The sequence below is a fragment of the Caulobacter zeae genome (genome assembly GCF_002858925.1).
Taxonomy (GTDB): Bacteria; Pseudomonadota; Alphaproteobacteria; order Caulobacterales; family Caulobacteraceae; genus Caulobacter; species Caulobacter zeae.
The window spans coordinates 38,364-64,109 of record NZ_PJRS01000022.1 but is presented as its reverse complement, the minus strand read 5'-3'; the positions used below and the strand labels follow the sequence as shown (position 1 = coordinate 64,109).

General features: G+C 69.5%; 24 protein-coding genes and 1 pseudogene. 9 read left to right on the top strand and 16 right to left on the bottom strand.

The window, feature by feature from the left end; all coding sequences use genetic code 11:
• Nucleotides 1-171 precede the first annotated feature (171 nt).
• Together SGCZBJ_RS11840 and SGCZBJ_RS11835 are read left to right on the top strand one after the other, a co-directional pair.
• On the top strand, nucleotides 172-1,194 hold the full coding sequence (locus tag SGCZBJ_RS11840) for a hypothetical protein (RefSeq protein WP_101718201.1): 1,023 nt from the start codon (nucleotides 172-174) through the stop codon (nucleotides 1,192-1,194).
• Nucleotides 1,195-1,274: 80 nt separating this feature from the next.
• Nucleotides 1,275-2,357 (top strand): S1C family serine protease, encoded by a 1,083-nt coding sequence (locus tag SGCZBJ_RS11835; RefSeq protein ID WP_101718200.1) that lies wholly within the window; start codon nucleotides 1,275-1,277, stop codon nucleotides 2,355-2,357.
• 10 nt (nucleotides 2,358-2,367) lie between these two features.
• On the opposite strand, the gene SGCZBJ_RS11830 is transcribed toward SGCZBJ_RS11835, so the two are convergent.
• Together SGCZBJ_RS11830 and SGCZBJ_RS11825 are read right to left on the bottom strand one after the other, a co-directional pair.
• On the bottom strand, nucleotides 2,368-3,333 hold the full coding sequence (locus SGCZBJ_RS11830; protein ID WP_101718199.1) for a TraB/GumN family protein: 966 nt from the start codon (nucleotides 3,331-3,333) through the stop codon (nucleotides 2,368-2,370).
• 26 nt (nucleotides 3,334-3,359) lie between these two features.
• Entirely contained in the window at nucleotides 3,360-4,358 is a 999-nt protein-coding gene (locus SGCZBJ_RS11825) for a TraB/GumN family protein (RefSeq protein ID WP_338065452.1), read from the bottom strand.
• A 145-nt stretch (nucleotides 4,359-4,503) separates the two neighbouring features.
• Between SGCZBJ_RS11825 and mutL the strand changes: the two genes are divergently transcribed.
• Nucleotides 4,504-6,471: a DNA mismatch repair endonuclease MutL gene (mutL, locus tag SGCZBJ_RS11820; RefSeq protein WP_101718198.1), complete on the top strand. Its 1,968-nt coding sequence runs from the start codon at nucleotides 4,504-4,506 to the stop codon at nucleotides 6,469-6,471.
• A 99-nt stretch (nucleotides 6,472-6,570) separates the two neighbouring features.
• Complete coding sequence (locus SGCZBJ_RS11815; protein ID WP_101718197.1) at nucleotides 6,571-6,972, top strand: VOC family protein; 402 nt, start codon at nucleotides 6,571-6,573, stop codon at nucleotides 6,970-6,972.
• Between the two features lie 3 nt (nucleotides 6,973-6,975).
• Here SGCZBJ_RS11815 and SGCZBJ_RS11810 read toward each other — a convergent pair whose 3' ends face one another.
• From SGCZBJ_RS11810 to SGCZBJ_RS11800, 3 genes are all read right to left on the bottom strand, one after another.
• Nucleotides 6,976-8,172: a hypothetical protein gene (locus SGCZBJ_RS11810; RefSeq protein WP_101718196.1), complete on the bottom strand. Its 1,197-nt coding sequence runs from the start codon at nucleotides 8,170-8,172 to the stop codon at nucleotides 6,976-6,978.
• Nucleotides 8,173-8,307: 135 nt separating this feature from the next.
• Nucleotides 8,308-9,609 (bottom strand): hypothetical protein, encoded by a 1,302-nt coding sequence (locus SGCZBJ_RS11805; RefSeq protein ID WP_101718195.1) that lies wholly within the window; start codon nucleotides 9,607-9,609, stop codon nucleotides 8,308-8,310.
• A 157-nt stretch (nucleotides 9,610-9,766) separates the two neighbouring features.
• A complete protein-coding gene (locus SGCZBJ_RS11800; protein ID WP_101718194.1) occupies nucleotides 9,767-10,357 on the bottom strand; it encodes a GNAT family N-acetyltransferase in 591 nt (196 codons plus the stop codon).
• A gap of 167 nt (nucleotides 10,358-10,524) precedes the next feature.
• On the opposite strand from SGCZBJ_RS11800, the gene SGCZBJ_RS11795 reads away from it, so the two are divergent.
• Entirely contained in the window at nucleotides 10,525-11,829 is a 1,305-nt protein-coding gene (locus tag SGCZBJ_RS11795; protein ID WP_101718193.1) for an acyl-CoA dehydrogenase family protein, read from the top strand.
• 177 nt (nucleotides 11,830-12,006) lie between these two features.
• On the opposite strand, the gene SGCZBJ_RS11790 is transcribed toward SGCZBJ_RS11795, so the two are convergent.
• The 6 genes from SGCZBJ_RS11790 to tipF form a co-directional block, all read right to left on the bottom strand.
• The gene (locus tag SGCZBJ_RS11790) at nucleotides 12,007-12,948 is read right to left on the bottom strand and encodes a bifunctional riboflavin kinase/FAD synthetase (RefSeq protein WP_101718480.1); all 942 of its coding nucleotides are present in this window, start codon (nucleotides 12,946-12,948) and stop codon (nucleotides 12,007-12,009) included.
• A 14-nt stretch (nucleotides 12,949-12,962) separates the two neighbouring features.
• Nucleotides 12,963-13,385 (bottom strand): MaoC family dehydratase, encoded by a 423-nt coding sequence (locus tag SGCZBJ_RS11785; RefSeq protein ID WP_101718192.1) that lies wholly within the window; start codon nucleotides 13,383-13,385, stop codon nucleotides 12,963-12,965.
• A 60-nt stretch (nucleotides 13,386-13,445) separates the two neighbouring features.
• The gene (locus SGCZBJ_RS11780) at nucleotides 13,446-14,306 is read right to left on the bottom strand and encodes a TIGR01459 family HAD-type hydrolase (protein WP_101718191.1); all 861 of its coding nucleotides are present in this window, start codon (nucleotides 14,304-14,306) and stop codon (nucleotides 13,446-13,448) included.
• Between the two features lie 117 nt (nucleotides 14,307-14,423).
• Nucleotides 14,424-15,110, bottom strand: coding sequence for a 2OG-Fe(II) oxygenase (locus SGCZBJ_RS11775; protein ID WP_101718190.1), 687 nt, complete (start codon nucleotides 15,108-15,110; stop codon nucleotides 14,424-14,426).
• Nucleotides 15,107-15,829, bottom strand: a complete 723-nt coding sequence (locus SGCZBJ_RS11770; protein WP_101718189.1) for a methylated-DNA--[protein]-cysteine S-methyltransferase — start codon at nucleotides 15,827-15,829, stop codon at nucleotides 15,107-15,109. The genes SGCZBJ_RS11775 and SGCZBJ_RS11770 overlap by 4 nt, the downstream gene beginning before the upstream one ends.
• A 133-nt stretch (nucleotides 15,830-15,962) precedes the next feature.
• A complete protein-coding gene (gene tipF, locus SGCZBJ_RS11765) occupies nucleotides 15,963-17,231 on the bottom strand; it encodes a flagella assembly cyclic-di-GMP phosphodiesterase TipF (protein ID WP_101718188.1) in 1,269 nt (422 codons plus the stop codon).
• 199 nt (nucleotides 17,232-17,430) lie between these two features.
• Between tipF and SGCZBJ_RS11760 the strand changes: the two genes are divergently transcribed.
• The 4 genes and pseudogenes from SGCZBJ_RS11760 to SGCZBJ_RS26520 form a co-directional block, all read left to right on the top strand.
• The gene (locus SGCZBJ_RS11760) at nucleotides 17,431-17,742 is read left to right on the top strand and encodes a FeoA family protein (protein WP_101718187.1); all 312 of its coding nucleotides are present in this window, start codon (nucleotides 17,431-17,433) and stop codon (nucleotides 17,740-17,742) included.
• Complete coding sequence (feoB, locus tag SGCZBJ_RS11755) at nucleotides 17,739-19,622, top strand: ferrous iron transport protein B (protein ID WP_165799319.1); 1,884 nt, start codon at nucleotides 17,739-17,741, stop codon at nucleotides 19,620-19,622. Before SGCZBJ_RS11760 ends, feoB begins: the two co-directional genes overlap by 4 nt.
• A 110-nt stretch (nucleotides 19,623-19,732) precedes the next feature.
• Nucleotides 19,733-19,930, top strand: a complete 198-nt coding sequence (locus SGCZBJ_RS11750) for a hypothetical protein (protein WP_101718185.1) — start codon at nucleotides 19,733-19,735, stop codon at nucleotides 19,928-19,930.
• A 101-nt stretch (nucleotides 19,931-20,031) separates the two neighbouring features.
• Nucleotides 20,032-20,340, top strand: a pseudogene (locus SGCZBJ_RS26520) (type II toxin-antitoxin system VapC family toxin); the annotation flags it as partial.
• An 88-nt stretch (nucleotides 20,341-20,428) separates the two neighbouring features.
• On the opposite strand, the gene SGCZBJ_RS11740 reads toward SGCZBJ_RS26520, so the two are convergent.
• From SGCZBJ_RS11740 to pheS, 5 genes are all read right to left on the bottom strand, one after another.
• Nucleotides 20,429-21,307, bottom strand: coding sequence for a 3-hydroxybutyryl-CoA dehydrogenase (locus SGCZBJ_RS11740; RefSeq protein ID WP_101718183.1), 879 nt, complete (start codon nucleotides 21,305-21,307; stop codon nucleotides 20,429-20,431).
• Nucleotides 21,308-21,479: 172 nt separating this feature from the next.
• On the bottom strand, nucleotides 21,480-21,752 hold the full coding sequence (locus SGCZBJ_RS11735) for a GNAT family N-acetyltransferase (RefSeq protein ID WP_101715107.1): 273 nt from the start codon (nucleotides 21,750-21,752) through the stop codon (nucleotides 21,480-21,482).
• A gap of 88 nt (nucleotides 21,753-21,840) precedes the next feature.
• Complete coding sequence (pheT, locus tag SGCZBJ_RS11730) at nucleotides 21,841-24,279, bottom strand: phenylalanine--tRNA ligase subunit beta (RefSeq protein WP_101718182.1); 2,439 nt, start codon at nucleotides 24,277-24,279, stop codon at nucleotides 21,841-21,843.
• The gene (locus SGCZBJ_RS11725) at nucleotides 24,276-24,647 is read right to left on the bottom strand and encodes a hypothetical protein (protein WP_101718181.1); all 372 of its coding nucleotides are present in this window, start codon (nucleotides 24,645-24,647) and stop codon (nucleotides 24,276-24,278) included. The genes pheT and SGCZBJ_RS11725 overlap by 4 nt, the downstream gene beginning before the upstream one ends.
• The gene (gene pheS, locus SGCZBJ_RS11720; RefSeq protein ID WP_101718479.1) at nucleotides 24,647-25,720 is read right to left on the bottom strand and encodes a phenylalanine--tRNA ligase subunit alpha; all 1,074 of its coding nucleotides are present in this window, start codon (nucleotides 25,718-25,720) and stop codon (nucleotides 24,647-24,649) included. Before pheS ends, SGCZBJ_RS11725 begins: the two co-directional genes overlap by 1 nt.
• Nucleotides 25,721-25,746: the final 26 nt, after the last annotated feature.

Below are 25,746 nucleotides of genomic sequence, written 5' to 3'. Positions count from 1 at the left end.
ATGGATTTGTCGTGTCTCGAACTTAAGTCAGCTTAGCCATGATGGGTGCGACATTTTGCGCGCGAAAACTGATCGAATACACAGAAGTTAACGGCCGATTCGCCATGGCGATTATGATCTCGGCAACCGCGTTCGCCGCCCAATACGCCCGTAGTCGGGAGGCTTTCGGGCATGGCGTGGAACAAGCATTGGATGGTGGCGGGCGCGGCGGCAGCTGTCCTGGCCATGGGCGGTCTGGCGAGCGCTCGCCAGGAACGTGAGGCGCCGGGCGTCAGCCTGGCCGGGGACGTGGTGGCCGCGGCCAGCGCCTTCGAGACCTATACACGAGGAGCGGGGTCGATCTCGCCGGCGGTGTTCACCAACGGCGACGGCGTGGCTCGGGCCCTGGTCGCCGGTTCGGCCTACAAGGCCGAGCAACTGGAGACGGGCATGATCGCCTATGGCGCCATCGCGGCGTTGCAGGAGCCGGCCTTCATCGACGGCGTGCGTGAGGCGGCCCGCCAGACCTCGCGCGAGGCGCTGGTCGAGCGCCTTCTGGCCTCGCCCGAGAGCGTGGTCGAGATCGAGGGCGTGGGCCTGGCCGCCGCGCGGGCGCAGATGGCCCTGCAGGGGCGCGGCGCGCCGCTGGCGGTGGCCGGCAAGGCGGTCAAGCAGTCGGCCTACGACATCCAGCGCGAGACCTGGTCGAAGGGCGCGGTGGCCGACACCGCCGGGCGTCTGGCGCGGGTCAAGCAGCTGTCGGCGACGGTGTTCGCGCCCGGCCAGGAAGACGCCGGGCGCCTGATCCAGGCCGCCACCGGCGCGGGCGGCGGCTTCGCCGAGGGCGGCCGGGCGTTCACGCCGGTGACGGTGCGGTCGGCGGCCCTGGCGGCCTTGGCCGTGCTCGACGCGGCGGGCGACGCCGACGTGGCTCGCCTGGCGCCGGTGCTGAGCGAGAAGAAGGCCAGCTTCTGCATGAAGATCGCCAAGCTGAACCTCTACCAGTGCCTGGCCGTCGCTGGACCGCACTACGAGGACGTCTTCTGCCTGGGCCAGCACGCGATGATCGACACCGCCCAGTGCGTCAACGACGCGGCCGGCGCCGGCCTGGCCTCGCCGGCGGTTGCGCCGCCTTCGCCGCCGCCAAGGCCGGCGGGCTTCTTGATCCCGGTGGCGAGCGTGGGCCCCACCACGATCGCCCAGGCTCCGCAATGAGCCGGGCTTGATCGGCAAGCGCCGCCGTCGTTAACCTTGTCCCCCGGCGGTGGCCGCCAATTGCCGTCGGGGGGCGGGGGATGAAGGCGCGCAAGTACGAGCTGTTCGCGAGGGCCAGGCGGCCGTGTCCGATGCGGGCCCGCGAGATCCTGGCCTGGCCGGCCGAGGCCCAGTTCGTGTTCGACGCAGGAAGCGGTCCGCCGCCCGCGCCGCCCCGCGTCGACGAGGGCGACCTGCTGGACGCCTATTCCAACGCCGTGGTCCGCGCCGTCGAGACGGTGGGGCCAAGCGTCCTGCGCATCCACCCGATGCTGGACGACGCCAATGTGCAGGGCGTGGGTTCGGGCTTCGTGGTGGCCGAGGGCGGGATCGTCCTGACCAACAGCCACGTGGTGCAGGGCGCGCGCCGCTTCGTGGCGGTCACCGCCGAGGGGCGCAGCCTGACGGCCCGCTGCATCGGCGACGATCCCGACACCGATCTCGCCCTGTTGAAGATCGACCAGGCCGTCGACCTGCCCGTGGTGCGGTTGGGGAACTCCAAGGCGCTGCGGCGCGGTCAGCTGGTGATCGCCATCGGCGCGCCGCTGGGGTTCGAGGCTACCGTGACCACCGGCGTGGTCTCGGCGCTCGGCCGGTCCTTGCGCGGTGAGCGCGGCCGGCTGATCGAGGACCTGATCCAGACCGACGCGGCGCTCAATCCCGGCAATAGCGGCGGGCCGCTGGTGGCCTCGAACGGCGAGGTGGTGGGCGTGGCCACCGCCGTCATCGCCGGCTATCCGGGCCTGTGCTTCGCCGTGGCGGCCAACACCGCCCGCTTCGTGATCGGCGAGCTTCTGGCCCATGGCCAGGTGCGGCGGGCCTCGATCGGCGTCGTCGCCCAGCAGGCGCCGCTGCCGCCGCTGCTGGCCCGCTCGACCGGCGTCACCCAGGGCTATGCGGTGTTCGTCGCCCAGGCCGACCCGGGCGGTCCCGCCGCCAGGGCCGGCGTGCGGGCCGGCGACCTGCTGGTCAGGGCCGGCGAGCGGCCGCTGACCGGCCTCGACGACCTGCTGCGGGCGCTGGACCACGCCTGCATCGACGTGGCCACGCCCTTCACCCTGATCCGCGAAGGCCGGCTGATGACCACGACCATCACGCCGCGCCTGAGGCGCAGGGGCGGGTAGGAGGCGGCGGCTAGCTGGCGCTGTCGGGCGTGGTCACCTTGAAGCCCCGCTCGCGCAGCTTCTGAAACACCCCGTCCTCGGCCACCAGGCCGCGCAGCGAGAACACCGCCACCGCCTTGCCGGGGGTCTTCATGGCCTGAGACACCGCCTCGACCTGGGCGGCCGACATACGGCGGAACTCCTCGGCCATGCCAGGCAAGGCCATGACGCAGCGCTGGCCCTGGCGCGGGGCGTGGACAGCGGCGCGGACCTCGCCGTTGGCCCAGGCGCGGGCGGCCCGGCGCACCGGCTCGGGGCCGGCTTCGACCTCGTCGATCACGCCCTCCAGGCAGATCAGGCCGGCTTCTTCCGAGTGCTGCTTCACCAGGGTCTTGATCATCGGCATGGCCTTGTAGACGGCGGCCGGCTTCGCCTTGACCTTGTGCTTGCGGGCCAGCTTCTCGATCGCCTTTTCGGGTTCGGCGCTGGTCAGGCCGCTGCTCTTTACGGCGTAGCCCGCCAGCATCAGGCCCGCGCCCAGCGGCTTCCAGTCCTTCCAGCCGTCGTCCTTGTGGCCTGTCGCCGCCCAGGCCCTGGCAAGGCGCGGAGCCAGGTTCGGCGCGACCTGATCGAGGGGGCGCTCTGCCTTCAGCTTGCTGCGCATCGACAGCAGGGCCGGCAGGTCGGTCAGGCCCGCTCGGGCCTGGGGCGGCGTGATCAGCGCAAAGGCCCCGTCCAGTCGCCGGTCGAGGACCGAGGTGTCCCAGGTCATGCCCTTGGGGACCGCGCCCGGAACGCCCAGGATGTAGACCGTGGTGTCGCCGTCGCTGACCTTCCACCAGGCCGGGCCGGGCAGCTTGGCGTTGACCACCAGCTCCTCGACCACGTTGGCCTCCGGGTCGTCGATCACCAGGGTTTCCGGCGGCGCCTGGGCGTGGGTGGAAGAGGCGGCGATCAAGGCCGTGAGCGCGGCTATGGCCGCCAGGCGCCTACGCATGATGTTTCCCCCTGATCGGCGCCGGATCATTCGTCCGGCGTCGTGACTTTGAACCCCTTGGCCCGCAGCTGGTCGAGGACGCCGTCTCGTGCCAGCAGCGAACGCAGTTCGATGACGGCAACCGCCTTTCCCGGCTTTTTCAGGGCGACCTCGATGGCCTCCACCGCATCGTCGCGGCCCTCGCGAAGTTCGCGGGCGATGGAGGGCGTGGAGTCCAGGCAGCGCTGGAAGCCGCGATCGGCCGCGACCACGTCGCGCACCTGGCCCTCCGACCAGCGCCTGGCGGTGTCTTTGATCCCGCCCTGGCCGCTCTCGGCCTGGCGCAGGCCGGCGTCGAGGCAAAGCGTCTGCAACGGCTGCGGCGCGGTCGCCAGCGCCTTGATGGCGTCGACCAGGCTGTAGCCGGGCAGGTTCTGGATACGGGGACGCTTGGCCAGGTCCTGGCTCCTGGCGATGTCGCGGATGCGGTCGGTGACGCCGCCCACGCTGATCGACACGCTGCCGTCCTGGCTGTTGGCGACCATGAAGCCGGCGAAGGCGGGCTTGGTGTCGTCCATGGAGTCCGGCTTCTGCTTCATGACCTTCAGCCGGGCCTCCAGCCGTTCGCGCAGCTCGGGCGAGAGGGTCTGGCGCATCGGCTGTTCAGATACGAACAGCTTGCGGCCGCCCACGGCCAGGGCGATCAGGCGCACGACGCTGACGTCGGCCTCCTGGCCCATGATCAGCACGTTGGCGCCGTCGAGGCGGCGGCGCAGCACGGACTCGTCGGCCTTGGTGTCGGTGGGAACCATGGCCGGTACGCCCAGCACGTAGACGGTGGTGTCGCCGTCGCTGACCTTCCACCAGGCGGGCCCCGGCAGGCGGGCGTTGACCACCAGCTCCTCGACCAGGTTCTCGTTGGGGTCGACGCGATTAAGGTCGATCGGCCCGGAGGCGTCGACCGCCTGCTGGGCGAGAGCAGGGCCAGCGCAGAGAGCGAGGAGAAAACCGGCGACGGCGGGAGCTGCGGCTATGCGGCGGATCACTATCTCTCGTCCTCGGCGGGTCTGGAATCGTTCTAGGATGACGGGTCGCCGCAAGCTGAACCGTTCTCAACCGGGGCGGTCAAATTAAGTCGCCGCAATGCAGGGCTCGCCCGCGCTGCCCGGCTGCGCTGAAAGTCCGATTTCGATGCCGATCCGTCGCCTGCCGCCCGAGACCGTCAACCGCATCGCCGCCGGCGAGGTGGTCGAGCGGCCCGCGAGCGCCATCAAGGAGCTGGTCGACAACGCCATCGACGCCGGCGCCACCCGCATCGAGGTCGAGGCCCATGGCGGCGGCCTGACCCGGATCATGGTCGCCGACGACGGCTGCGGCATGAGCGCCGAGGAACTGCCGGTGGCCATCGAGCGCCACGCCACCTCCAAGCTGGCCCCCGACGACGAGGGCCTGTGGGACCTCTTGCGCATCCACACCATGGGCTTCCGGGGCGAGGCCCTGCCGTCGATCGGCTCGGTGGCGCGCCTTCAGATCAGCTCGCGGGCCAAGGGCCAGCGCGAGGCCTGGTCGATCCTGGTCGAGGGCGGCCGCGTCGACGACGTTGCGCCCGCCGCCTTCGCCGGCGACCATGGCACCCGTATCGAGGTGCGCGACCTGTTTTACGCCACGCCTGCGCGCCTGAAGTTCATGAAGTCCGAGCGCGCCGAGGCCCTGGCGATCACCGAGGAACTGAAGCGCCAGGCCATGGCCCACGAGTCGGTGGGCTTCTCGCTCGACATCGACGGCCGTCGCATCCTGCGCCTGCCGCCCGAGCATCCGGGGCCGCAGGGGCGTCTGGCGCGCCTGGCCGCCGTGCTGGGCCGCGACTTCCAGGACAATGCGCTCGAGATCGACCAGGTCCGCGACGGCGTGCGCCTGTCGGGGTTCGCAGGGCTCCCGACCTACAACCGCGGCAACGCCGCCCACCAGTACCTGTTCGTCAACGACCGGCCGGTGCGCGACCGCTTGCTGCAAGGCGCGCTGCGGGCGGCCTATGCCGACTTCCTGGCGCGTGATCGCCACCCCAGCGCGGCGCTCTACGTCACGCTCGACCCGACCGAGGTCGACATCAACGTGCACCCTGCGAAAGCCGAGGTGCGCTTCCGCGATCCGTCGCTGGTGCGCGGCCTGATCGTCGGCGCCCTGCGCCACGCCCTGGCGGGCGCCGGCCACCGCGCCTCTACCACCACGGCCGCACAGGCGCTGGACAGCATCCGGCCGCAGAGCGTGTTCCCGGGCTACCAGCCGGGCCCGTCTCCGGCCGGCTTCTCGGCTTGGCGCGAGGGCGGCTGGACGCCGCCGACCCAGCGCCCCCTCTCCATGCAGGCAATGAACCTGCCCGGCCTGTCCGACGTCTCGGCCCGTCACGAGGCGCGGCCGGAAGAGGCCTACCAGACGCTCGGCGGGGGCATGGGCGGGGGCTTCGGAGGCGGCGTCGCCGACGCCGTGCGCGAGGCGGCCTATGGCGACTATGACGCCCCGCCCACCGTGGCCTATCCCGGTCAGGACCAGCCGCCGGCCCAGCCCTTCGACCCTATCGACTTCCCGCTGGGCGCAGCCCGCGCCCAGGTGCACGAGACCTACATCGTCTCGCAGACCCGCGACGGCGTGGTCATCGTCGACCAGCACGCCGCCCACGAGCGCCTCGTCTACGAGCGCATGAAGCACGAGATGGAGGCCGGCGGCGTCGCCCGCCAGGCCCTGCTGCTACCCGAGGTGGTCGAGCTGGATCCGGCCGAGGCCGAGCGGGTGGTGGCCCGCGCCGAGGAGCTGTCGGCCCTGGGCCTCGTCCTGGAGAGCTTCGGTCCCGGCGCGGTGCTGGTGCGCGAGACGCCGGCCCTGCTGGGTAAGGCCGACGCCGCGGGGCTGGTGCGCGACATCGCCGACGACCTGGCCGAGAACGGCCAGGCCCTGGCCCTGAAGGAGCGACTGGAGGAAGTCTGCTCGACCATGGCCTGCCACGGCAGCGTCCGCGCCGGCCGCCGCCTGGCCGCCGCCGAGATGAACGCCCTGCTGCGCGAGATGGAGGCCACGCCCCACTCGGGCCAGTGCAACCACGGCCGGCCGACCTATGTGGAGCTGAAGCTGTCGGACATTGAGAAGCTGTTCGGGCGGCGCTGAGGCATCCTGCTGACAGGCCGCGGCGCGGCCTCCTGTAGCCAAGCAGAGCCGAACCGGCGTTTCGCCGGGGCGTTTTCCGTCCGGCTACAGGAGATGCCCATGCAGATGCACCGCGGTCGCATGATCGACCATATCCAGCTGCGCACCCAGGACCTCGCGGCCATGAGGCGGTTCTACACCGCCGTGCTCGAGGTGATCGGCGTGCCCGTCGTGGACGGCGGGGAATACTTCTACGCCGACGAGATGTGGGTCGATGTCGGAGAGCCTGCGACGCACATCCACTTGGCCTTCCAGGCAAAGGACCGCGAAACGGTGCAGCGCTTCCACGAAGCGGGCCTGGCCGCCGGCGGCCGCGACAACGGCGGGCCGGGCGAGCGTGAGTATCATCCAGGCTACTACGCCGCCTTTCTGCTGGACCCGGACGGCAACAACATCGAGGCGGTCTATCACGGCCCGCACGAGCGCTCGGTCGAGAGCGTGGTGCTGACCTGGGACGAATAGGGCTCAGGCCGCGGCCTCGGCCGTCCAGCCGTAGAGCGGCAGCTGGCCCTTGGCGTAGGGCGTGACGTTGACCGGGGCTTCCAGGAGGTCGGTGATCATCGGGCCGCTGACGAACGGGGCGCCCTGGTCGAGGGCGGCGAGCAGTTCGCGGGGGCTGCGCAGGTCGCTGACGCCCTGCCAGACCTGGCGGCGGCGATAGGCCGGAGCGTCCTTGAGGAAGCGGCCGATGGCGGCGATGCGGCTGGCCTCGACCTCGCCCTCGGGGGTGAAGGTGACGCTGGCGGCCAGGCCTGGCGCCAGGTCGTCGACCTTGAAGGCCGGATCGCTGATGCGCAGGTCCACGCGGCTGAAATAGGGGTCCAGGAACGCCTTCATCTGGCCCAGGGCCACGAACGATGGCGCGCGCGGCACGCCGTAGACCCCCGCCGCCAGCCGTCCGCGCAGGTCGCGGGGCAGGGTGCGCAGGCAGGCTTCCAGTTCGGCGCGCAGCGAGGGCTTCAGCGCCGAGGAGAAGCCGATCGGCAGGTAGGTGACCCCCGAGTTGGGGCCGATGGCGGCGATCGCCGCCTTGAGGATCGCCAGGTCATGCTGCTGGCGCTGGCCGTCGACATAGATCTCGTAGGGACGCCCGGCGAGCCCGGCTTCGCGCCAGACCCCGACATTGCCGACGAACAGTTCGCGGCCGACGTGATAGACGCCGCGCCAGGCCACCCGGGCCGGCGGCGGGCGCGGACACAGGCGGGCCAGGGCCTCCATGGTCGGCACGCCGGCGATCGGCCCGCCGAAGGGCATGACCGAGCGGACGTCGCGCGGGGTGATGCGGCAGACCCGTCCGGCCAGCGAGGCGTCTTCCTCGCCAGCCAGCAGCAGCGACAATTGGCGGGGCGGCAGGCCGGCGAAGCGCATCACCTCGTGCTGGTCGCCCTCGAACATCAGCATGACGATCTCGCCGTCGTCGTCGTCGCCGAACAGCTTGTGTTGCAGCGCCCGGGCCAGGGCTTGCAGTTCGCGGGCGTCGAGCCGCGTGGCGCGCGGATCGGCCAGTACGAACGAGAACGGCGCGACCAGGCCGTGGCGGCGCGGGGCCAGCCACGCGCCCTTCAGGTAGTCGCCGGCGACCTTGGCGATCAGGGCGGCGTTACGCTCGGTCTCGACGGGGTCTTCGCCGACGAAGACCTTCAGGCAGGCGATGGCGGTCATGCCGCCCAGGTTGCGCAGCGGTGGTTATCACGCGTTATAGGTCGGCTGCGACCCAGCGTCGCGAACGCTGGTTTTCCAAGGCGTGGCAACCGAAGGTGCCAGCGGTTTCGGCGTCCGCCACACGCCAAATGACCCCTAAGCCGCCTGTAGCGGCAGGGTGTCGGCCGGATTGGCGCCCAGGGCCGGCGGCTTGTCGAGCAGGGCGCTGACGGCCAGGCCGGTTACATAGGCCAGCCCCGCGGCGCGGCAGGCGTCCAGTTCCTTGGCGTTGCGCACGCCCAGCACGCCCTGGTGCACGCCCTTGGCGCGGTAGACCGACTGGCGCGAGGCGAAGAGGGCGATGGCCTTGATCCGCTCGGCGTCGGGCTCGTCGCGCAGCTCCAGAGTGATGCTCGAGGCGATGTCGCCCGGCAGGGTGTTCACCGGGAAGTTCGGATCGGAGATGCAGAGGTCGATATAGGCGAACGAGCCCTGCAGGAAGGCGCGGATCTGCTGCAGCAGGCCCATCGAGGGCTCGCGCGGGGTGTCGTAGACGGTGGCCCCCAGGCGCGGTTGCAGGTCCAGCGGATAGCGCGACAGGCGACGCTTGTAGGCCTCCTGCGAGGCCGGGGTCGTCAGGTTCCAGAAACTGAGCGGCAGGAAGAGGGCGCCTTCGCCGGTCTTGACCGTCGGGAAGCCGAACTGGGCGTCGTTGAGGCCGGTGAGGTCGCGGGCGAGCAACTCGCCATCCTCTTCCGGACGCGGGGCGGCCAGGTCGGCCTTGTGGCCCAGGACCGCGCCAACGACGCTTTCGGTGGGCAGGTGGTAGATCGCGCGCCAGCCGGTGGTCAGCGGCGCGGCCGGCGCGGCCGGCTTGGGCGGCGCGGCCGGCGCGGCCGGCTTGGGCGGCGGGACGGCGGCGACCGGGCGGACCGGCGCGGCGGACTTGGCCGGCGCCGGCTTGGCCTTGGGCGGCGTCTCGATCGGCGCGGTGGTCGCGGCCGGCTTGGCCTGCGGCGCGGGCCGCGCTTCCGGCGGGGCGCTGGGGACGGCGCGAATCTCTTCGGCGGTGATCACCTGCACATGGCCCGGGGCGCCGGAATAGCCGCGACCCGCCATCAGCCCGGCCAGGTCGCCCTGCGACAGGCTGGCGAATTGCAGCACCGCGTTCTCGTCGCCCTCGAAGGTCATCAGGCAGACCTGGCCGCTCTTGCGGCCGGGGAACAGCGAGGTCTCCAGCTCGACGGCCAGGGCCTGCATCTCTTCCGGATCGAGACGCTCGGCCTTGGTGTCGGCCAGCACGAAGGCCAGGGGCGCGACGACGCCGTAGCGGCGCGGGTGCTTCCAGCGGTGCTTGAGATAGAGGTCGGCGGCCGCCTCCACATGGGCGGGGGGAACGCTGGCGCCCGCCGTCTCCGCGGCGGTGAGCAGGATACGCAGGCAGGCAATGGCCGTCATGGCCGTCAATTTGACCGCCAATGCTTGGCGAAATCCTTACGAGAGAAGGATAACGGTGGTTTTTTATGTATTGCTCAGGTATAGGTGCGGCAGGGTGTCGCAATCGCTTTCGCCTGTGGCGCTCGCGACACCCCGGTTTTCCCGGTCGCCGCGAGCTTTAGACGAAGTCTTCGCTGAGGCGGAACTCCAGGCGCTGCTTGACGCCCGGCCAGTCGAAATCGGTGATCGAGAACACGGCCGTGTCGCGCACGTGGCCGGTCCAGGTGATCTTGTGGCTGCGCAGCACGCCTTCCTTGGTGGCGCCCAGCTTCTCGACCGCGGCCTGGCTGCGGGCGTTGCGCACGTCGATCATGAACTCGACCCGGATGACGCCGGCGTCGAAGGCGTGGCCCAGCAGCAGGCGCTTGGATTCGGGGTTCACGGGGCCCGAGCGGGCGTCGGGGTGCAGGAAGGTCGAGCCGATCTCCAGGCCCTTGTGCAGGCGGCGGATGTTCAGATAGCTCGACGTGCCGACGATCTTGCCGTCCGACTTGCGGCGGATGGCGAAGCCGACGCGCTCGCCGCGGTCGCTTTCGCCCAGCAGCGCGCCCCACCAGTCCTCGAAGCCCTCGCCGCAGCCGTTGACCGACATGATCTCCCAGCTGTCGGGATCACAGTCGATGGCGCCGCGCAGCTCGTCGCGCAGGTCGGGGGTGATCGGTTCCAGCCGGACGTAGCGGCCTTCGAGGGGCTTGATGGTCAGGTTCATGACCGGTGTTTTCCGCCAGGAGCGGGCGGCTGGCAAGCCGTCTGGCGACCATCCGGGCGCAAGACGACGCGAACGTTCAAAGCGGCCGCAACGCCCGCTTGCCGCGCCCGTCAACTCGGTGCTACATATGCTTCAAACAAGTGTTTGAACCAGGGATCGGGAACGCCATGGACTTCGACATCTCTCCCCGCCAGCGGGAATTCCTCGACCGGGTGAACGGCTTCATCGACGCGCACGTGCGTCCGGCCGTCCCCGTCTACGAAGCCGAGATGGACGTTCCCGCCGACCAGCGCTGGAAGGTCGTCCAGGTGCTGGAGGACCTGAAGCAGAAGGCCAAGGCCGAGGGGCTGTGGAACTTCTTCATGCCGCCGCACAGCGGCCAGACCCATGTCGACGACACGTTCCAGTTCGAGGGCGTGCAACTGACCAACCTCGAATACAGCCTGATCGCCGAACAGCTGGGCAAGATCGGCTTCGCGTCGGAGGTCTTCAACTGCTCGGCGCCCGACACCGGCAACATGGAAGTGCTGATGCGCTACGGCACGCTGGCGCAGAAGGAGCGCTGGCTGCGGCCGCTGATGAACGGCCAGATCCGTTCGGCCTTCCTGATGACCGAGCCGGCGGTGGCCAGCTCGGACGCCACCAACATCGAGACCCGCATCGAGCGTGACGGCGACGACTACGTCATCAACGGCCGCAAGTGGTGGTCCTCGGGCGTGGGCGACCCGCGCTGCAAGGTCGCCATCGTCATGGGCAAGACCGATCCGACCGCCTCGACCCACCAGCAGCAGAGCCAGGTGCTGGTGCCGCTGGACGCGCCGGGCATCGAGGTGGTGCGCATGCTGCCGGTGTTCGGCTACGACGACGCCCCGCACGGCCATGCCGAGGTGATCCTGAAGGACGTGCGCGTGCCGGTCGAGGACGGGCTGATCCTGGGCGAGGGGCGCGGCTTCGAGATCGCCCAGGGCCGCCTTGGTCCCGGCCGCATCCACCACTGCATGCGCACCATCGGCGCGGCGGAAGTGGCGCTGGAGAAGATGGTCAAGCGCCTGATGACCCGGAAGGCCTTCGGCAAGTACATCTCCGAGCATTCGGTGTGGGAGCAGCGCATCGCCGAGGCCCGCATCGACATCGAGATGTGCCGCCTCTTGTGCCTGAAGGCCGCCGACATGATGGACAAGGCCGGCAACAAGGCCGCACGCCTCGAGATCGCGATGATCAAGGTCGCCGCCCCGCGCATCGCGCTCAAGGTGATCGACGACGCCATCCAGGCCCACGGCGGCGGCGGCGTCACCACCGACTACGGCCTGGCCAAGCTCTATGCCGGCATCCGCACCCTGCGCCTGGCCGACGGCCCCGACGAGGTGCACTGCCGCACCATCGCCCGGATGGAGTACGCCAAGTACGGCGATCTCGCCTACGCCCAGAAGGCCGAGCGGGAAGCGGCGCTGCAGGTGCCGGGGATCCGCTGATCCGGTAGCGGATCGACCGTCGAGGAACCTCCCCCTGTGGGGGAGGCGGCCGAAGGCCGGTGGGGGGAAGTTTTCAGCTTCCGCCGCGCCGGCCTTTTCTGCATTCACACCCCCCCACCGATCGCTTCGCGATCGCCTCCCCCGCAAGGGCGGTTCCTTGTGGAGCGGCTATCGGGTCTAAAACTGCGGAGCCACGATCGCCCGGGCCTGCGTCTCGTCGCAGCGGATCTGCTGGATCATCAGTTCGATGCTGTCGAACTTCAGCTCCGGACGCAGGAACGCGATCAGCTGGGTCTCGATGACCTGGCCGTAAAGGTCCTCGTCGAAGTCGAACAGCCAGGTCTCCAGCCGGGTCTCGACCTCCCCCGTGGTCGGGTTGTTGCCGAGGTTGGCGACGCCCGGGATCACCCGGCCGTCGGGCAGGCGGGTGCGGGTGGCGTAGACGCCGAGCTTGGGCACCACATAGTCGACGATCTCGACATTGGCGGTGGGAAAGCCCAGCTGGCGGCCCAGCTGCTGGCCGCGGCGCACCACGCCCTCGATGGCGAAGGGGCGGCCCAGGATCCGGGCGGCTTCCTCCGGATGGCCGGCGCGCAGGGCCTCGCGTACGCCGGTGGACGAGAACTTCTCGCCGTCGCGATTGGCCACCGGTTCGGCGACCGAGACCGAGAAGCCCAGTTCCTCGCCATAGGCCTTCATGGCCTGGGGGCTGCCGGTGCGGCCCTTGCCGAACGAGATGTCGAAGCCGACGGCAACGTGGCGGATCCCCAGGCCCTGGTGCAGGACCCGCTCGGCGAAGGCGCGGTCGTCCAGCGTCGCCATCTCGAAGTCGAACGGCAGCAGGTAGAGGAAGTCGACGCCCAGATCGCTCAGCAGGCGGGCCTGCTGCTCGATGGTCATCAGCCGGAAGGCCGGCTCGGTGGGGCGAAACAGGCGCCGGGGGTGCGGGTCGAAGGTGACCACGCCCAGCGGGACCTTCAGCTCGCGCGCCGCCTTGGCGGCCTCGGCGATCACCTGCTGGTGGCCGCGATGCACGCCGTCGAAATTGCCCAGCGCGACGGCCGCGCCCTTCTCTTCGGCCGGCACGTCCTTCCAGCCGTGGACGATCTTCAGGCGCACGCGCTGATCCATGCTCAGGCGCCCTTCTTCGGAACCAGGACCACGGCCTCGCCGTCGACTACGGCCTTCCTGCCGACGATGCAGGTGGTCGACAGGGTCACGCGGCCCTTGGCCTCGTCGATGGCGGTGACAGCCACCTTGACCACCACCGTGTCGCCGATGCGCACCGGCCGCTTGAAGTTCAGCGACTGCGAGAGATAGACCGCGCCCGGGCCGGGCAGGGTGGTGCCCAGCGCCGCCGAGATGTAGCCGGCCGACAGCATGCCGTGGGCGATGCGCTCGCCGAAGCTGGTCGTGGCGGCGTAGTCGGCGTCGAGGTGGACGGGATTGGTGTCGCCGGTGACGTCGGCGAAGGCCTGGATGTCGGCCTCGCCCACGGTGCGGCTGAATTCGGCGGCCTGGCCGACGGTCAAGTCCTCGAGAAAGAGACCCTGCATGATCCCCGATCCTGCGTTCTTATGATTGTCGTTGGGGTTTTGTAGCGCGCCGAGCGGTCTTCACCAGACCAGATCGGCGATGGCGTGGGTCGCGCCGACGCTCTCGGCGGCCAGCAGCTTGGCCACCGCCTCGGGCGCCAGCAGGCCGTCGGGGCCCAGCGCCTTGTCGCCATGGATGCCCTTGGCGACGAACAGGCAGGCCAGCTTCTGGTTCTCGGCGCCCAGGACGTCGGTGATGATGCCGTCGCCGATGCACAGCACGCGCGAGCGGTCCACCGGGCCGCCCTTCAGGCGCTCGGCTTCGGCGAGGGCGAGATCATAGATCGCCGCGAACGGCTTGCCGGCCATCACCACCTTGCCGCCCAGTTCTTCATAGAGGTCGGCCAGGGCGCCGGCGCAGAAGATCAGCTTGTCGCCCCGCTGCACCACCCGGTCGGGGTTGGCGCAGATGAACAGCAGGCCGCGGTCGGCGGCCACCTTCAGGCGGTCGCGATAATCCTCGGGGGTTTCGGCCTCGTCGTCATAGAGGCCCGAGCACAGGATGAAGTCGGCGTCCTCGCAGCCGGCGAGCGTCAGGTCGAGGCCGGCCCACAGCGGCGCGTCGCGCTCGGGGCCGATCTTCCATACCTTCTCGCCCGCACGAGGCGTCAGCAGCGAGCGGGTCGCGTCGCCGCTGGTGACGAAGGCGCTCCAGGCCTCGCGCTGCACCTTCAGGCCGTCCAGCTGGGACAGCACGTCCTGCGACGGACGCGGGGCGTTGGAGATCAGCACCACCGGCCCGTGGTCCTTGTTGAACCGCTCCAGCGCCTCGCAGGCCTCGGGGAAGTTGCGAACCCCGTTGTGGATGACGCCCCAGACGTCGCAGAGCACCACGTCGTAGCGGTCGGTCAGGGCGGAGAGGCCGGCGGGAAAGTCGATCATGGATTGGGCGGGTACCGGTCATAGGCGGGAGCGTCAATGGCGTCGCGCCGGCCATCCCGCAGGACCGCGCGCCCGCTCATATGGTGTGCGGGCGCGATCCAGCAACGGGTTCGCGCCTCACGTCGCGTCGTGGAAGATGACGCCCAGCGTCCTACGGGTTCCGCTGCGCACCTCGCTGACGCCGTGGCGCAGGATGCGGCGGTGGACGCCGCGCGTTCCCTCGGCCGGCCGTTCACGCACGGCGAAGATCACGCCTTCGCCCTGGGCCAGGGGCACGACCTGGGCGGCCGACTGTTGGCGGGGCCGCTGTTCGACGATGACGAACTCGCCGCCTTCGAAGTCGCGTCCCGGCTGGTCGAGCAGGAAGGCCGCCTGCAGCGGAAAGACGTGCTCGCCGTAGAGGTCCTGGTGCAGGCAGTTGTAGTCGCCGGGGTCATAGGTCAGCAGCAGCGGCGTGGGCCGAGCCTGGCCGGCCGCGTGGCAGCGCTCCAGCATGCCGTCCAGCGTCTCCGGAAACCGCCCGTCCTCGCCCAGCCGCGCCATCCAGCCGTTGGCGATCTGGGCGAGCGGCGCATAGAGCCCCGCCCGCAGCTTCTGCACGACCTCGGGCAGGGGATAGGCGAAGTACTTGTATTCGCCGCGCCCGAAGCCGTGGCGGGCCATGACCACCCGGCTGCGGAACGGCGCCTCCTGCGCATAGAGCGCGGCCGCCCTGGCGCAGGTCTCCGGCGTCAGGACCGGGCCGGTGAGGGTCCAGCCCCGGGCGTCGAGTTCGGCGGCGATGCGGGTCCAGTCCAGGTTCAAGCGGCGCGCTCCCGCTCCAGAAGGGCCTTCTTGCGTTCGACGCCCCAGCGATAGCCGGAAAGGCCGCCGTCCGAGCGCACCACGCGGTGGCAGGGCGTCAGCACCGCCAGCGGGTTGGCGCCGCAGGCCTGGGCCACGGCGCGCACGGCTTCGGGCCGGCCGATGGCGCGGGCGACCTGGGCGTAGGAGGCCGTGGACCCGGCGGGGATGTCACGCAGCGCTTTCCAGACGGCGCGCTGCAGCTCGGTGCCGCGTTCGTCGAGCGCGAGGCCGGCGCCCGCGCTGCCCTCGATCGCCGCGCTCAGAGCGGCCAGGGCCGCCGCGACGCTGTCTTGATCCTCGATCAACTGGGCGCGGGGGAAGCGGGCGGCCAGGTCCTCGACCATCGCCACGCGGTCGTCGCCGAGGACCAGCAGGGCCAGGCCCGCCTTGGAACTCGCGGCCAAGGCCAGACCCAGCGGCGTGTCGCCCAAGCCGTAAGCCAGGGTCTCGATCGGCTCGTCGGGGCGGCAGCGCAGGCAGGCGCGCAGGCCGGCCGCGCGGGCGGCTTCCCGGGTCTCGTAGAAGGCGACGTTGCGACGTAGCGGACGGCCCGCGCAGCTGGGGCGGCAATAGACGCCGGTGGTGCGCACGCCGCAGAAGAAGGCGCCGTCGGCGGCGCGGTCGCGACGTTCGATGGCGGCCCAGCGCTTGTCGTCGGTCAGGTAGATGGGGGTCATGTCGGTCTCCTTTCGGATCTGCCGACAGGATCGCGCCGTTGCCGTCGCGCGTCATTCCGATGCTTGCGGTCAAACGAAAACCGCCGCCGGAGCGGGCCCCGGCGGCGGTCGAAGTTCGAAATTGAAAGGCGGTCTACCAGTTGGCGGCGCGGCGGCGCAGCGGGGCCTGGACGAAGTCGGCCGGCGGATCGGTCTCGGCCAGGACGGCGTCGCGGATGGCGCGCGGCTCGCCGAACAGGTGGCCCTGCCCGTAGCCGATGTCGAGATCGAGGATTTCGGCGATCTGGCGCTCGGCCTCGACCTTCTCGGCGATCACCTCGACGCCGTAGCGGCGCATCAGGGCGGCGAAGTCGGCGGCGTTGAGATCGGGCAGGGAGCTGAGCACCAGCTTGCCGTCCTGCTCTTCCAGCTGGTCGAGGATCAGCTGGGCGCCGACCTTGACGTACTTGACGTCGGCGCGGGCCAGGTCCTGGAAGTCCAGATCCAGGTCCACGACCTTGTCGAGGCTGAACTGGAAGCCGAGGCTGGCGAGGCGGGCCATGTGACGGGCTTCCACCGGGCCGCGCTGGTTGAAGGCGGTCTGGCCCAGCTCGAAGATCAGCGAGCCGGCGAGGTCCTTGTTGCCCTGCAGGAACTCGAGGAACTGCGGGAAGAAGGTCTCGTCGGCCAGGCTTGCCAGCGAGATGTTGCAGAAGATGCCGACCTTGCGGTCCTGCTTGGCCAGGCGGCGCACGATCTGCACGCAGCGGAACAGCAAGAGGTTGTCGACGGCCGTCATCAGGCCCTCGGGCTCGGCCACGGCCAGGTATTCGGCCGGCATCATCACGCGGCCGGTCTCGTCGCGCAGGCGCGAGAAGCTTTCGTAGAAGACGGTGCGGCGCTGGGGCAGGCTGACGACCGGTTGCAGGTAGAGGTCGACGCGGTTTTCGGCCAGGGCGTCCTGGACGGCTTCCAGCACGGCGTTGACCGGGGCGGCGGCGCCACGGCCGCGGGCGTCGTGGCGGGCGGCCGCGACCTGGTGGGTCAGCTGGCTTTCCAGGCGCTCGCTCATGCGCTGCATCAGGTCTTCGAGCTGGTGGACCTCGCTGGTCAGCTCGGCCGAGCGCTTCTCGGCGTCCTCGGCGACGCTTTCCACGAGGCTGGTCATGCGCGCGTCGATCTTCTCGATCTGCTCGACCAGGATGCCGTGGGCCTCGCGCACCGTCTCGATGTCCAGCTTCAGCTGGGCGTTGTCGAACATGCCGCCGATGATGCCGTGGAACGCGAAGCACAGGCCGAGCGTCCCGATGAAGGCCGACAGGCCGACAGCCGGGGTCGCCCCCATGCGCCACAGCAGCAGGGAGACGATAAGAGCCAGGCAAAGATAGGCGCCGGTCAGCAGAGCCAGCTTGAGCCTTCGCATTTCGAGTCCCTACGAATCGCTTGCAAAAATTAATGCAACCTGTGCGGCCTTGAGTCGAATAGATTAACGCGGCTGGGCCATTACGCCGCGCCATGCCTGTTAGTTTTTTCCGCGACCGGCGTTCTTAAGGGGCATCTTTCATCGACAGTGGCGGTTGGGGCTGATAATCGTTCGCAACTTTTCGCCGCGAGGCTCAAGAATGTCCGACGCCGTCTTCACCGCCGATGACGCCCTTGCTTCCGACGCGCCGACCCGCGCCCTGAGCACGGCCGCGCGCGGCGAGACCGGCGTCATCGTCGCGGTGCGCGGCGAGACCGGCGCGGCCGAGGCCGTGGCGCCCGACGAGCTGGAGCGCCGTCTGCTCGAGATGGGCTTCGTCGAGGGTGCGCGCATCGAGATCCTGCAGGAAGGCCTGTTCGGCCGTGACCCCATCGCCGTGCGGGTGGACGACACCCGCGTGGCCCTGCGCCGCCGCGAGGCGCGCGCCGTGACCGTTCAGTTCGACGGATAGACGCTTTGACCGACACCGCTATCCGGCCCGCGCGCATCGCGCTGGTCGGCAATCCGAATTCCGGCAAGACCGCGCTGTTCAACGCCCTGACCGGGGCCCGCCAGAAGGTCGCCAACTACGCCGGCGTCACCGTCGAGCGCAAGGAAGGCCAGCTGGTCACGCCGGGCGGCCGGACGATCCGCGTCCTCGACCTGCCGGGCACCTATTCCCTGCGCGCCCGCAGCCCGGACGAAGTGGTCACCCGCGACGCCGTGCTCGGCCGCCTGTCGGGCGAGACCGCCCCTGACGTGCTGGTCTGCGTGGCCGACGCCACCAACCTGCGTCTGGTGCTGCGCCTGGTGCTGGAGCTCAAGCAGGTGGGCCGCCCGTTCGTGCTGGCCCTCAACATGTTCGACATCGCCCAGCGCCAGGGCCTGCGCATCGACCTGGAACAGTTGTCGCGCGAGATCGGCGCGCCGATCGTCACCACGGTGGCCACCCGCAAGCGCGGTCTCGACGAGCTGCTGACCCAGGTCGACACCCTGACGCTGACCCACTCGAACGTCGGCGACAATACCTGGCGCGAGCCGAGCGCGGCCGAGATCCGCGCCGCCCACGGCGAGGCCCAGCGCATCTATCGCGACTGCGTGCGTCCGCCCGAGCGTCCCGACACCCTGACCGGCAAGATCGATGCGGTGCTGCTGCACCCGGTGGCCGGCCTGCTGATCCTGGCGGCCCTGATGTTCACCGTCTTCCAGTCGGTGTTCGCCTGGGCGACCGTGCCGGCCGACGCCATCGACGCCGGCTTCGCGGCCCTGGCGGGGCTGGTCTCCGAACATCTTCCAGAGGGCCTGCTGGCCAGTTTCATCGCCGACGGCCTGATCGCCGGCGTGGGCAGCGTGCTGGTGTTCCTGCCGCAGATCCTGGTGCTGTTCTTCTTCATCCTGATCCTGGAAGACAGCGGCTACATGACCCGCGCGGCCTTCCTGCTGGACAAGCTGATGGGCGTGGCCGGCCTGCACGGGCGGGCGTTCATCCCCCTGCTGTCGAGCTTCGCCTGCGCCATCCCGGGGATCATGTCGACGCGGGTGATCGACAACAAGCGCGACCGCCTGACCACCATCCTGATCGCGCCGCTGATGACCTGCTCGGCGCGCCTGCCGGTCTACACCCTGATCATCGGCGCCTTCGTGCCGCGCGAGACGGTGGCGGGGGTCTTCAACCTGCAAGGCCTGGTGATGTTCGGCCTGTTCGCGACCGGCATCGTCTTCGCCCTGCTGGTCTCGGCCATCATCCGCCGCATCTTCTGGCGCGGCGCGGCCGAGCCGCTGATGATGGAGCTGCCGACCTACCGCTGGCCCGAGCCGCGCAACGTGGCGCTGAACCTCTGGACCCGCGCCAAGATCTTCATGAACCGCGCCGGCCGCATCATCCTGCCGCTGATGGTGCTGGTCTGGGTGCTGTCGACCTTCCCCTATCCGCCGGAAGGCGCGACCGGGCCGGCCATCGACTACAGCATCGCCGGCCGCGTGGGTAAGTTAATCGCGCCGGTCATGGAGCCCATCGGCTTCAACTGGCAGATGACCGTGGCCCTGATCCCCGGCATGGCCGCCCGCGAAGTGGCCGTGGCGGTGCTGGGCACGGTCTACGCCGTCGGCGGCGACGCCGACTCCCACGATGCGCTCAGCACCCTGCTGTCGCAGCAGTGGTCGCTGGCCACCGCTCTGGCCTTCCTGGCTTGGTACGTCTTCGCGCCGCAGTGCATGCCCACCCTGGGCGTGGTCAAGCGCGAGACCAACAGCTGGATCTGGCCGACCGTCATGTTCTTCTACATGGTCGGCTTGGCCTATCTGGCGGCCTTCGTCGTCTACCACACGGCCGTGGCGCTGGGGGCGGGGTGAGTCGTCGGACGGGCGAGGCCGTGTTAGACTTCGCCCATGACGATCCAGTTCGACATCGCCAAGCTAAACAGCCTTGACGAACTCCTGGCCGTAATCGACGCGGCGAAGACATGACGCTCGTCCGCGATGGCAGGATCATCGCTACGGTGAAAGTCGAGAAAAAGCCGAAAGGGCTCGAAGAGCCCAAGGCGCAGCGCCGGTTGGGGGCTTGGGAACACCTCAAGCTGGATCTCCCGGATGATCTTTTCATCCGCCCGGATCCGGAAATCGAAGCCCTGATGGACGCCCCGATAATTCCTCGGACATAGCGAAGCTCAGACGAGCCCGAGCGGTTCCCGCGAAGTCCCGCGTATCCTTGGGGCTTAGGTGGGCCTGTTTGATAGCCTTCAGCTCGACTTAGGGGGCTGAAATGCGGCTACTGATCGATACCCACGTCCTGATCTGGAGCCTGACTGATCAAGCGAAGCTTTCGCCCGCGGTAGCCGGGGCAATGCTCGACCTGAACAACGAGATTTTTGTCAGCGCGGTGTCGATATACGAGGTTCTCTACAAGCGACTGAGGGCGCGTGGAGCGTCCCTCGAACGCATGCCAGTAGATCTTGAAAAGGTGGTGCAGGACCAGGGGCTGTCCTGGCTGCCGATTCTACCGGGTGATTGCGCTGCCGCGGCCGCGTTACCCGACCATCATCGTGATCCGTGGGATCGCATCCTGGTCGCGCAGGCGAAGAGGGGGCGACCTCCTCTTGGCCACTGTAGACGAGGAGGTGCGTGCCTACGACGTTCCGATCCTCTGGTAGCCCGACGCCTCAGCGCGTCGGGACCGGGACCTCGCCGCGGTAGTCGTAGAAGCCGCGGCCGGTCTTTTTGCCAAGCCAGCCGGCCTCGACATACTTCACCAGCAGCGGGCAGGGGCGGTACTTGCTGTCGGCGAGGCCCTCGTAGAGCACGTTCATGATGCTCAGCACGGTGTCCAGGCCGATGAAGTCGCCCAGTTCCAGCGGGCCCATCGGATGGTTGGCGCCCAGCTTCATGGCGGTGTCGATGGCCTCGACGGTGCCGACGCCCTCGTACAGCGTGTAGATCGCCTCGTTGATCATCGGCACCAGCACGCGGTTGACGATGAAGGCGGGGAAGTCTTCGGCGTTGCTGGTGATCTTGCCCAGCGATTTGGCGAAGGCCACGGCCGTCTCGTAGGTCGGCACGTCCGTGGCGATGCCGCGGATGATCTCGACCAGCTTCATCAGCGGCACGGGGTTCATGAAGTGCAAGCCGATGAAACGCTCGGGCCGGTCGGTGGTCGAGGCCAGGCGCGTGATCGAGATCGACGAGGTGTTCGAGGCCAGCAGCGTGTCGGGCTTCAGGTGCGGCTGCAGGCTGCGGAAGATCGCCTTCTTGAGTTCTTCGTTCTCGGTGGCGGCCTCGATGGCGAGATCGGTCTGGCCGACGGTCTCGATGGCCTCGGCGGCGGTGATGCGGGCCAGGGCGGCGTCGGCGGCGTCCTGGTCGATGATGTTGCGCGCCACTTGGCGGGCGAGGTTCTTTTCGATCAGGGCCAGGCCCGCGTCGATGCGCTCGCGCGAGATGTCGTGCAGGCGAACGTCATAGCCGCCCAGCGCGCAGACATGGGCGATGCCCGAACCCATCTGGCCGGCGCCGATCACGCCGACCGTCTTGATATCAACCATGAAAATCCAAGCCTTCGCTCACGGTCGCGCAGGCTCCCGGCAGGGCGCGCTGGACCGTCACGAAAGTTCTAGCACGAGTAGCCGCACGCTCGACAAGGCTTTGCTGCGTTGCAAACGTTCACGAGGCGCCAGTTTGGGCGGCGATCTGAAACTATCCGCCTGGCGAGGCCGCTCAGGCGATCAGTTCGGGGTCGTTCCGCCGCAGCCAGGCGGCGGCGTAGGAGCACAGCGGGGTGATCCGCATGCCCTCGGCCCGGGCCACCTCGGCGACCTTGGTCATCAAGCGTCCGGCCGCGCCGGTGCCGCGCAGGGCGGGATCGGCCTCCACGTGCGGGATGACCAGGCGATGGCCGCTGCGCTGGTAGTCGGCGAAGGCGATCAGGCCGTCGACCTCCAGCTCGTAGCGGCTCTTGGCGGGGTTGTGGCTGAAGAGATCGTCGCTCATGGGGCCTGAAACGCGAAAGGGGCGAAGGTGGATGCAGCGCAGCATCACCTTCGCCCCTCACATGGCGTTCAAGCGCGTGGCTTCAAGCCTAGGCGCGGAGCTTGCCGCCCGCCTTCTCGACCGCGGCGACGACCTTGGCCGACAGGGCCTCGATCTCGGCGTCGGTCAGGGTGGCTTCGCGCGGCTGGACCAGCACCTCGATGGCCACCGACTTGGAGCCTTCCGGCACGCCGGGGCCCTCGTAGACATCGAAGACCCGGGCCGAGGCGATCAGGGCCTTGTCGGCGCCGGCCGCGGCCTTCACGAGGTCGCCGGCCGCCTTGGCCTTTTCGGCCACGAAGGCGAAGTCGCGGGTCAGCGGCATCAGGGCCGACGGCGTGAACGCCGCCTTGGTCTTGACGGCCTTCTTCTTCGGCTCGGGGATCGCCTCCAGGACGATCTCGAAACCGTAGACCGGGCCGGCCACGTCCAGCGCCTTCAGCACCGCCGGGTGCAGTTCGCCGAACTCGGCGACGACGGCCTTGGGGCCCAGCTGCAGGCGGGCCGAGCGACCGGGATGCCACCAGGCCGAAGCCGAACCCTGGGCGGTCTGCAGCGAGGCCACCGGCGCGCCGATCTCCTCCAGCAGGTTCATCAGGTCCGTTTTGATCGTGAACACGTCCTCGGCGGGGCGCTTGTCCCAGGCGCGCGGCGGGCGCGGGGCCAGGATGCCGGCCACCACCGTTCGCTGGTCCTTGGGACCGTCGCTCAGGAACACCGGGCCGACCTCGAACAGGGCGACGTCGGCGAAGCCGTGGCGGGCGTTGCGGCCGGCCGCCTCGATCAGGTTGGGCAGCACCGAGGGGCGCATGCAGTCCAGTTCCGAGGCGATCGGATTGGCCAGCACCAGCTCGGCGCCGCCGCCGCCGAACAGCTGGGCGGTGGCGCGGCTGGTGAAGCTCCAGGTCACGGCCTCGGCGTAGCCGGCCGCGGCCAGGGCGCGACGGGCGGTGCGGGCGCGGGCCTGGCGGGCGGTCAGGATCCCGCCGACGGCGCGTGGAACTTCCGGCAGCGGCGTGGAGGGCAGGGCGCCGAAGCCGGCGATGCGGGCCACTTCTTCGACGAGGTCGGCCTTGCCATGCACGTCGCGACGGAAGGTCGGCGGCGTCACGCAGACCACGCTTTCGGCATGGGTGGCGAACTCGGCGACCGGCACATCCTTGGGCGGCTCGATCTTGAAGCCCAGGGCCTGCAGGATCGACAGGCTCTTCTCGGGGGCGATGTCCAGGCCCGACAGGCCCTGCACATAGGCGGGGTCGAACAGGATCGGACCCGGCGCGGCCGGAGCCTCGCCGGCCACGAACACGTCCGAGGCCTCGCCGCCGCACAGCTCCAGGATCAGCTTCGTGCCCAGCTCCAGGCCCGGAACCACCGAGCCGGTGTCGACCGTGCGGGCGAAGCGGTACTGGGCGTCGCTGTTGATGCCGGTGTCGCGGCCGGTCTGGGCGATGCGGATCGGCTCGAACCAGGCGCTTTCCAGGAACACGTCGACGGTGGCTTCCGAGCAGCCGGTGCTTTCGCCGCCCATGACGCCGCCGATGCCGATCGGACGTTCGCCTTCGGCGTCGGCGATGACGCTCATGGCGGGGGTCAGCTCGTAGGTCTTGCCGTCGAGCGCGATCAGGTGCTCGTCGCCATGGACGCCGTGATGGCCGAAGCGCGCCACGATCTTCGATCCCGACAGCAGGGCCGCGTCATAGACGTGCAGCGGCCGGGCGCGGTCGTAGGAGACGTAGTTGGTGATGTCGACCAGGGCCGACTTCGGATTGATGCCGATGGCCTTCAGGCGGTCCTGCAGCCACTTGGGCGAGGGGCCGTTCTTGACGCCCTTGATCAGGCGGCCGGAGAACACCGGGCAGGCCTCGCCGTCCACCGCGACCGTGATCGGGCAGGGGAAGGTCCCCGGGACCGGGGCGATCGACAGGTCCTTCAGCTTGCCCAGGCCCGCGGCGGCCAGGTCGCGGGCGATGCCGGCGACGCCCAGCCAGTCGGGGCGGTTGGGGGTCACTTCGAAGTCGATAACGGCTTCCAGGCCCAGCGCCACGGCGGCGGGCGTGCCGACCGCGAGGTCGCTGGACAGCTCGAGAATGCCTTCCGAACCGTCGTCGGCCTCCAGTTCCGAACCCGAGCACAGCATGCCGTTGGAGACGACGCCGCGGACGGGCTTCTCGACCAGGGTGACGCCCAGGCCGGGCACGTAGGCGCCGATCGGGGCGTAGATGGTGGTCAGGCCGACGCGGGCGTTCGGGGCGCCGCAGACGATCTCCTTGCGGCCGTCGATGGTGTCGACCTGGCAGACGCGCAGGCGGTCGGCGTTCGGGTGCTGAACGGCCTCCACGATCTTGGCGACGCTGAAGGCGGCCAGCTTGGCGGCCGGGTCGGTGACGTGCTCGACCTCGAGGCCGGCCATGGTCATGGCGGCGACCACCTCGGCGGCGGTCGCTTCGGTGTCGAGGTGATCCTTGAGCCAGGAAAGGGTGAACTTCATTGCGTGGTTTCCAACGCCAGGATCTGCTGCAGGAAGGTCTCGGGGCCGGTGAAGCCGACCGCGAAGAACTGGCAGCCGATGAAGGCGCAATCCTTGAAAGGTAGGGCGCCGATGACCTTTTCACCGGCGGGGCGCAGCACGAGGTTGGCGATGTCTCCGCCGTGGAAGCCGAAGTTGGTCGAGTCGAAGGTCACGCCTTCGAGCGCCAGCATCACCACCGGCCCGTGCAGGCGGCAGTTCTTGAAGGTGCGGCCGCTGACCATGTTCACGCCGCCCTGGAGCTGGGCGCGGAACAGGTCGATCAGCGAGATCTCCAGGTTCTCGAAGACCTTGGCCGAACCGTCGATGGTCGGACGCGGGGCGTTCATCACGACAGCCCCGAGGCCGGGTTCGGCGCGGCGAAGCCCGAGAAGCCGTAGTGAGCCAGCCAGCGGCTGTCCGAGGCGAACATGTCGCGCAGGTCCGGCATGCCGTACTTCAGCATCCCCAGGCGATCGACGCCCATGCCGAAGGCGAAGCCCTGGTACTCGTCCGGATCGATGCCGCAGGCGCGCAGCACGTTCGGGTGGACCATGCCGCAGCCCAGGATCTCGAGCCAGCTGGAGCCCTGACCGATCTTGATCTCGCCGCCCGAGCGGTCGCACTGCACGTCCATCTCGGCCGACGGCTCGGTGAACGGGAAGTGGTGCGGGCGGAACTGGGTCGTCACCGCGTCGGTCTCGAAGAACCGGGCGATGAAGGTCTCCAGGGTCCACTTCAGGTGGCCCATGTGGATGCCCTTGTCGATCACCAGGCCCTCGACCTGGTGGAACATCGGCGTGTGGGTGGCGTCGCTGTCGCAGCGATAGGTGCGGCCCGGCGCGATGATGCGGATCGGCGGCTTCTGCGAGACCATGGTGCGCACCTGCACGGGGCTGGTGTGCGTGCGCAGCAGCATGCGTTCGCCCGTTTCCTTCGGCTCGAAGAAGAAGGTGTCGTGCATCTCGCGGGCCGGGTGCTTCTCGGGGAAGTTCAGGGCCGTGAAGTTGTGGAAGTCGTCCTCGATGTCGGGACCTTCGGCGACGGCGAAGCCCATGTCGGCGAAGATCGAGACCATCTCGTCCATGACCTGCATGGTCGGATGGACGGAGCCCTTGCGGCGGTAGGGGCCGGGCAGGGTGAGATCGAGGGTCTCGCGGGCGAGGCGCGCGTCGAGCTCGGCGGCTTCCAGCGAAGCCTTCTTCTCGGTGATGGCCGACTGCACGCGGTCGCGCAGGGCGTTGATCGCCGCGCCGCGTTCCTTGCGCTCGTCGGGGCTCATCGCGCCCAGGGTCTTGAGCAGGCCCGAGATCGAGCCGGTCTTGCCGACGGCCGCCACGCGGACGGCGTCGAGCGCTGAAAGGTCGGCCGCGCCGGCCACCTGGGCCAGGACGTCGGATTCGAGGGTGTTGAGATCGGTCATGACGGGCATCCGTCTAGGCGGTTTTG

Excerpts from the sequence above, each read along its gene's own strand:
- SGCZBJ_RS11840 (WP_101718201.1), top strand. The coding sequence starts at position 172 with ATGGCGTGGAACAAGCATTGGATGGTGGCGGGCGCGGCGGCAGCTGTC.
- SGCZBJ_RS11835 (WP_101718200.1), top strand. The coding sequence starts at position 1,275 with ATGAAGGCGCGCAAGTACGAGCTGTTCGCGAGGGCCAGGCGGCCGTGT.
- SGCZBJ_RS11830 (WP_101718199.1), bottom strand. The coding sequence starts at position 3,333 with ATGCGTAGGCGCCTGGCGGCCATAGCCGCGCTCACGGCCTTGATCGCC.
- mutL (WP_101718198.1), top strand. The coding sequence starts at position 4,504 with ATGCCGATCCGTCGCCTGCCGCCCGAGACCGTCAACCGCATCGCCGCC.
- SGCZBJ_RS11815 (WP_101718197.1), top strand. The coding sequence starts at position 6,571 with ATGCAGATGCACCGCGGTCGCATGATCGACCATATCCAGCTGCGCACC.
- SGCZBJ_RS11810 (WP_101718196.1), bottom strand. The coding sequence starts at position 8,172 with ATGACCGCCATCGCCTGCCTGAAGGTCTTCGTCGGCGAAGACCCCGTC.
- SGCZBJ_RS11805 (WP_101718195.1), bottom strand. The coding sequence starts at position 9,609 with ATGACGGCCATTGCCTGCCTGCGTATCCTGCTCACCGCCGCGGAGACG.
- SGCZBJ_RS11800 (WP_101718194.1), bottom strand. The coding sequence starts at position 10,357 with ATGAACCTGACCATCAAGCCCCTCGAAGGCCGCTACGTCCGGCTGGAA.
- SGCZBJ_RS11795 (WP_101718193.1), top strand. The coding sequence starts at position 10,525 with ATGGACTTCGACATCTCTCCCCGCCAGCGGGAATTCCTCGACCGGGTG.
- SGCZBJ_RS11785 (WP_101718192.1), bottom strand. The coding sequence starts at position 13,385 with ATGCAGGGTCTCTTTCTCGAGGACTTGACCGTCGGCCAGGCCGCCGAA.
- SGCZBJ_RS11780 (WP_101718191.1), bottom strand. The coding sequence starts at position 14,306 with ATGATCGACTTTCCCGCCGGCCTCTCCGCCCTGACCGACCGCTACGAC.
- SGCZBJ_RS11770 (WP_101718189.1), bottom strand. The coding sequence starts at position 15,829 with ATGACCCCCATCTACCTGACCGACGACAAGCGCTGGGCCGCCATCGAA.
- tipF (WP_101718188.1), bottom strand. The coding sequence starts at position 17,231 with ATGCGAAGGCTCAAGCTGGCTCTGCTGACCGGCGCCTATCTTTGCCTG.
- SGCZBJ_RS11760 (WP_101718187.1), top strand. The coding sequence starts at position 17,431 with ATGTCCGACGCCGTCTTCACCGCCGATGACGCCCTTGCTTCCGACGCG.
- SGCZBJ_RS11750 (WP_101718185.1), top strand. The coding sequence starts at position 19,733 with ATGACGCTCGTCCGCGATGGCAGGATCATCGCTACGGTGAAAGTCGAG.
- SGCZBJ_RS11740 (WP_101718183.1), bottom strand. The coding sequence starts at position 21,307 with ATGGTTGATATCAAGACGGTCGGCGTGATCGGCGCCGGCCAGATGGGT.
- SGCZBJ_RS11735 (WP_101715107.1), bottom strand. The coding sequence starts at position 21,752 with ATGAGCGACGATCTCTTCAGCCACAACCCCGCCAAGAGCCGCTACGAG.
- pheT (WP_101718182.1), bottom strand. The coding sequence starts at position 24,279 with ATGAAGTTCACCCTTTCCTGGCTCAAGGATCACCTCGACACCGAAGCG.
- SGCZBJ_RS11725 (WP_101718181.1), bottom strand. The coding sequence starts at position 24,647 with ATGAACGCCCCGCGTCCGACCATCGACGGTTCGGCCAAGGTCTTCGAG.
- pheS (WP_101718479.1), bottom strand. The coding sequence starts at position 25,720 with ATGACCGATCTCAACACCCTCGAATCCGACGTCCTGGCCCAGGTGGCC.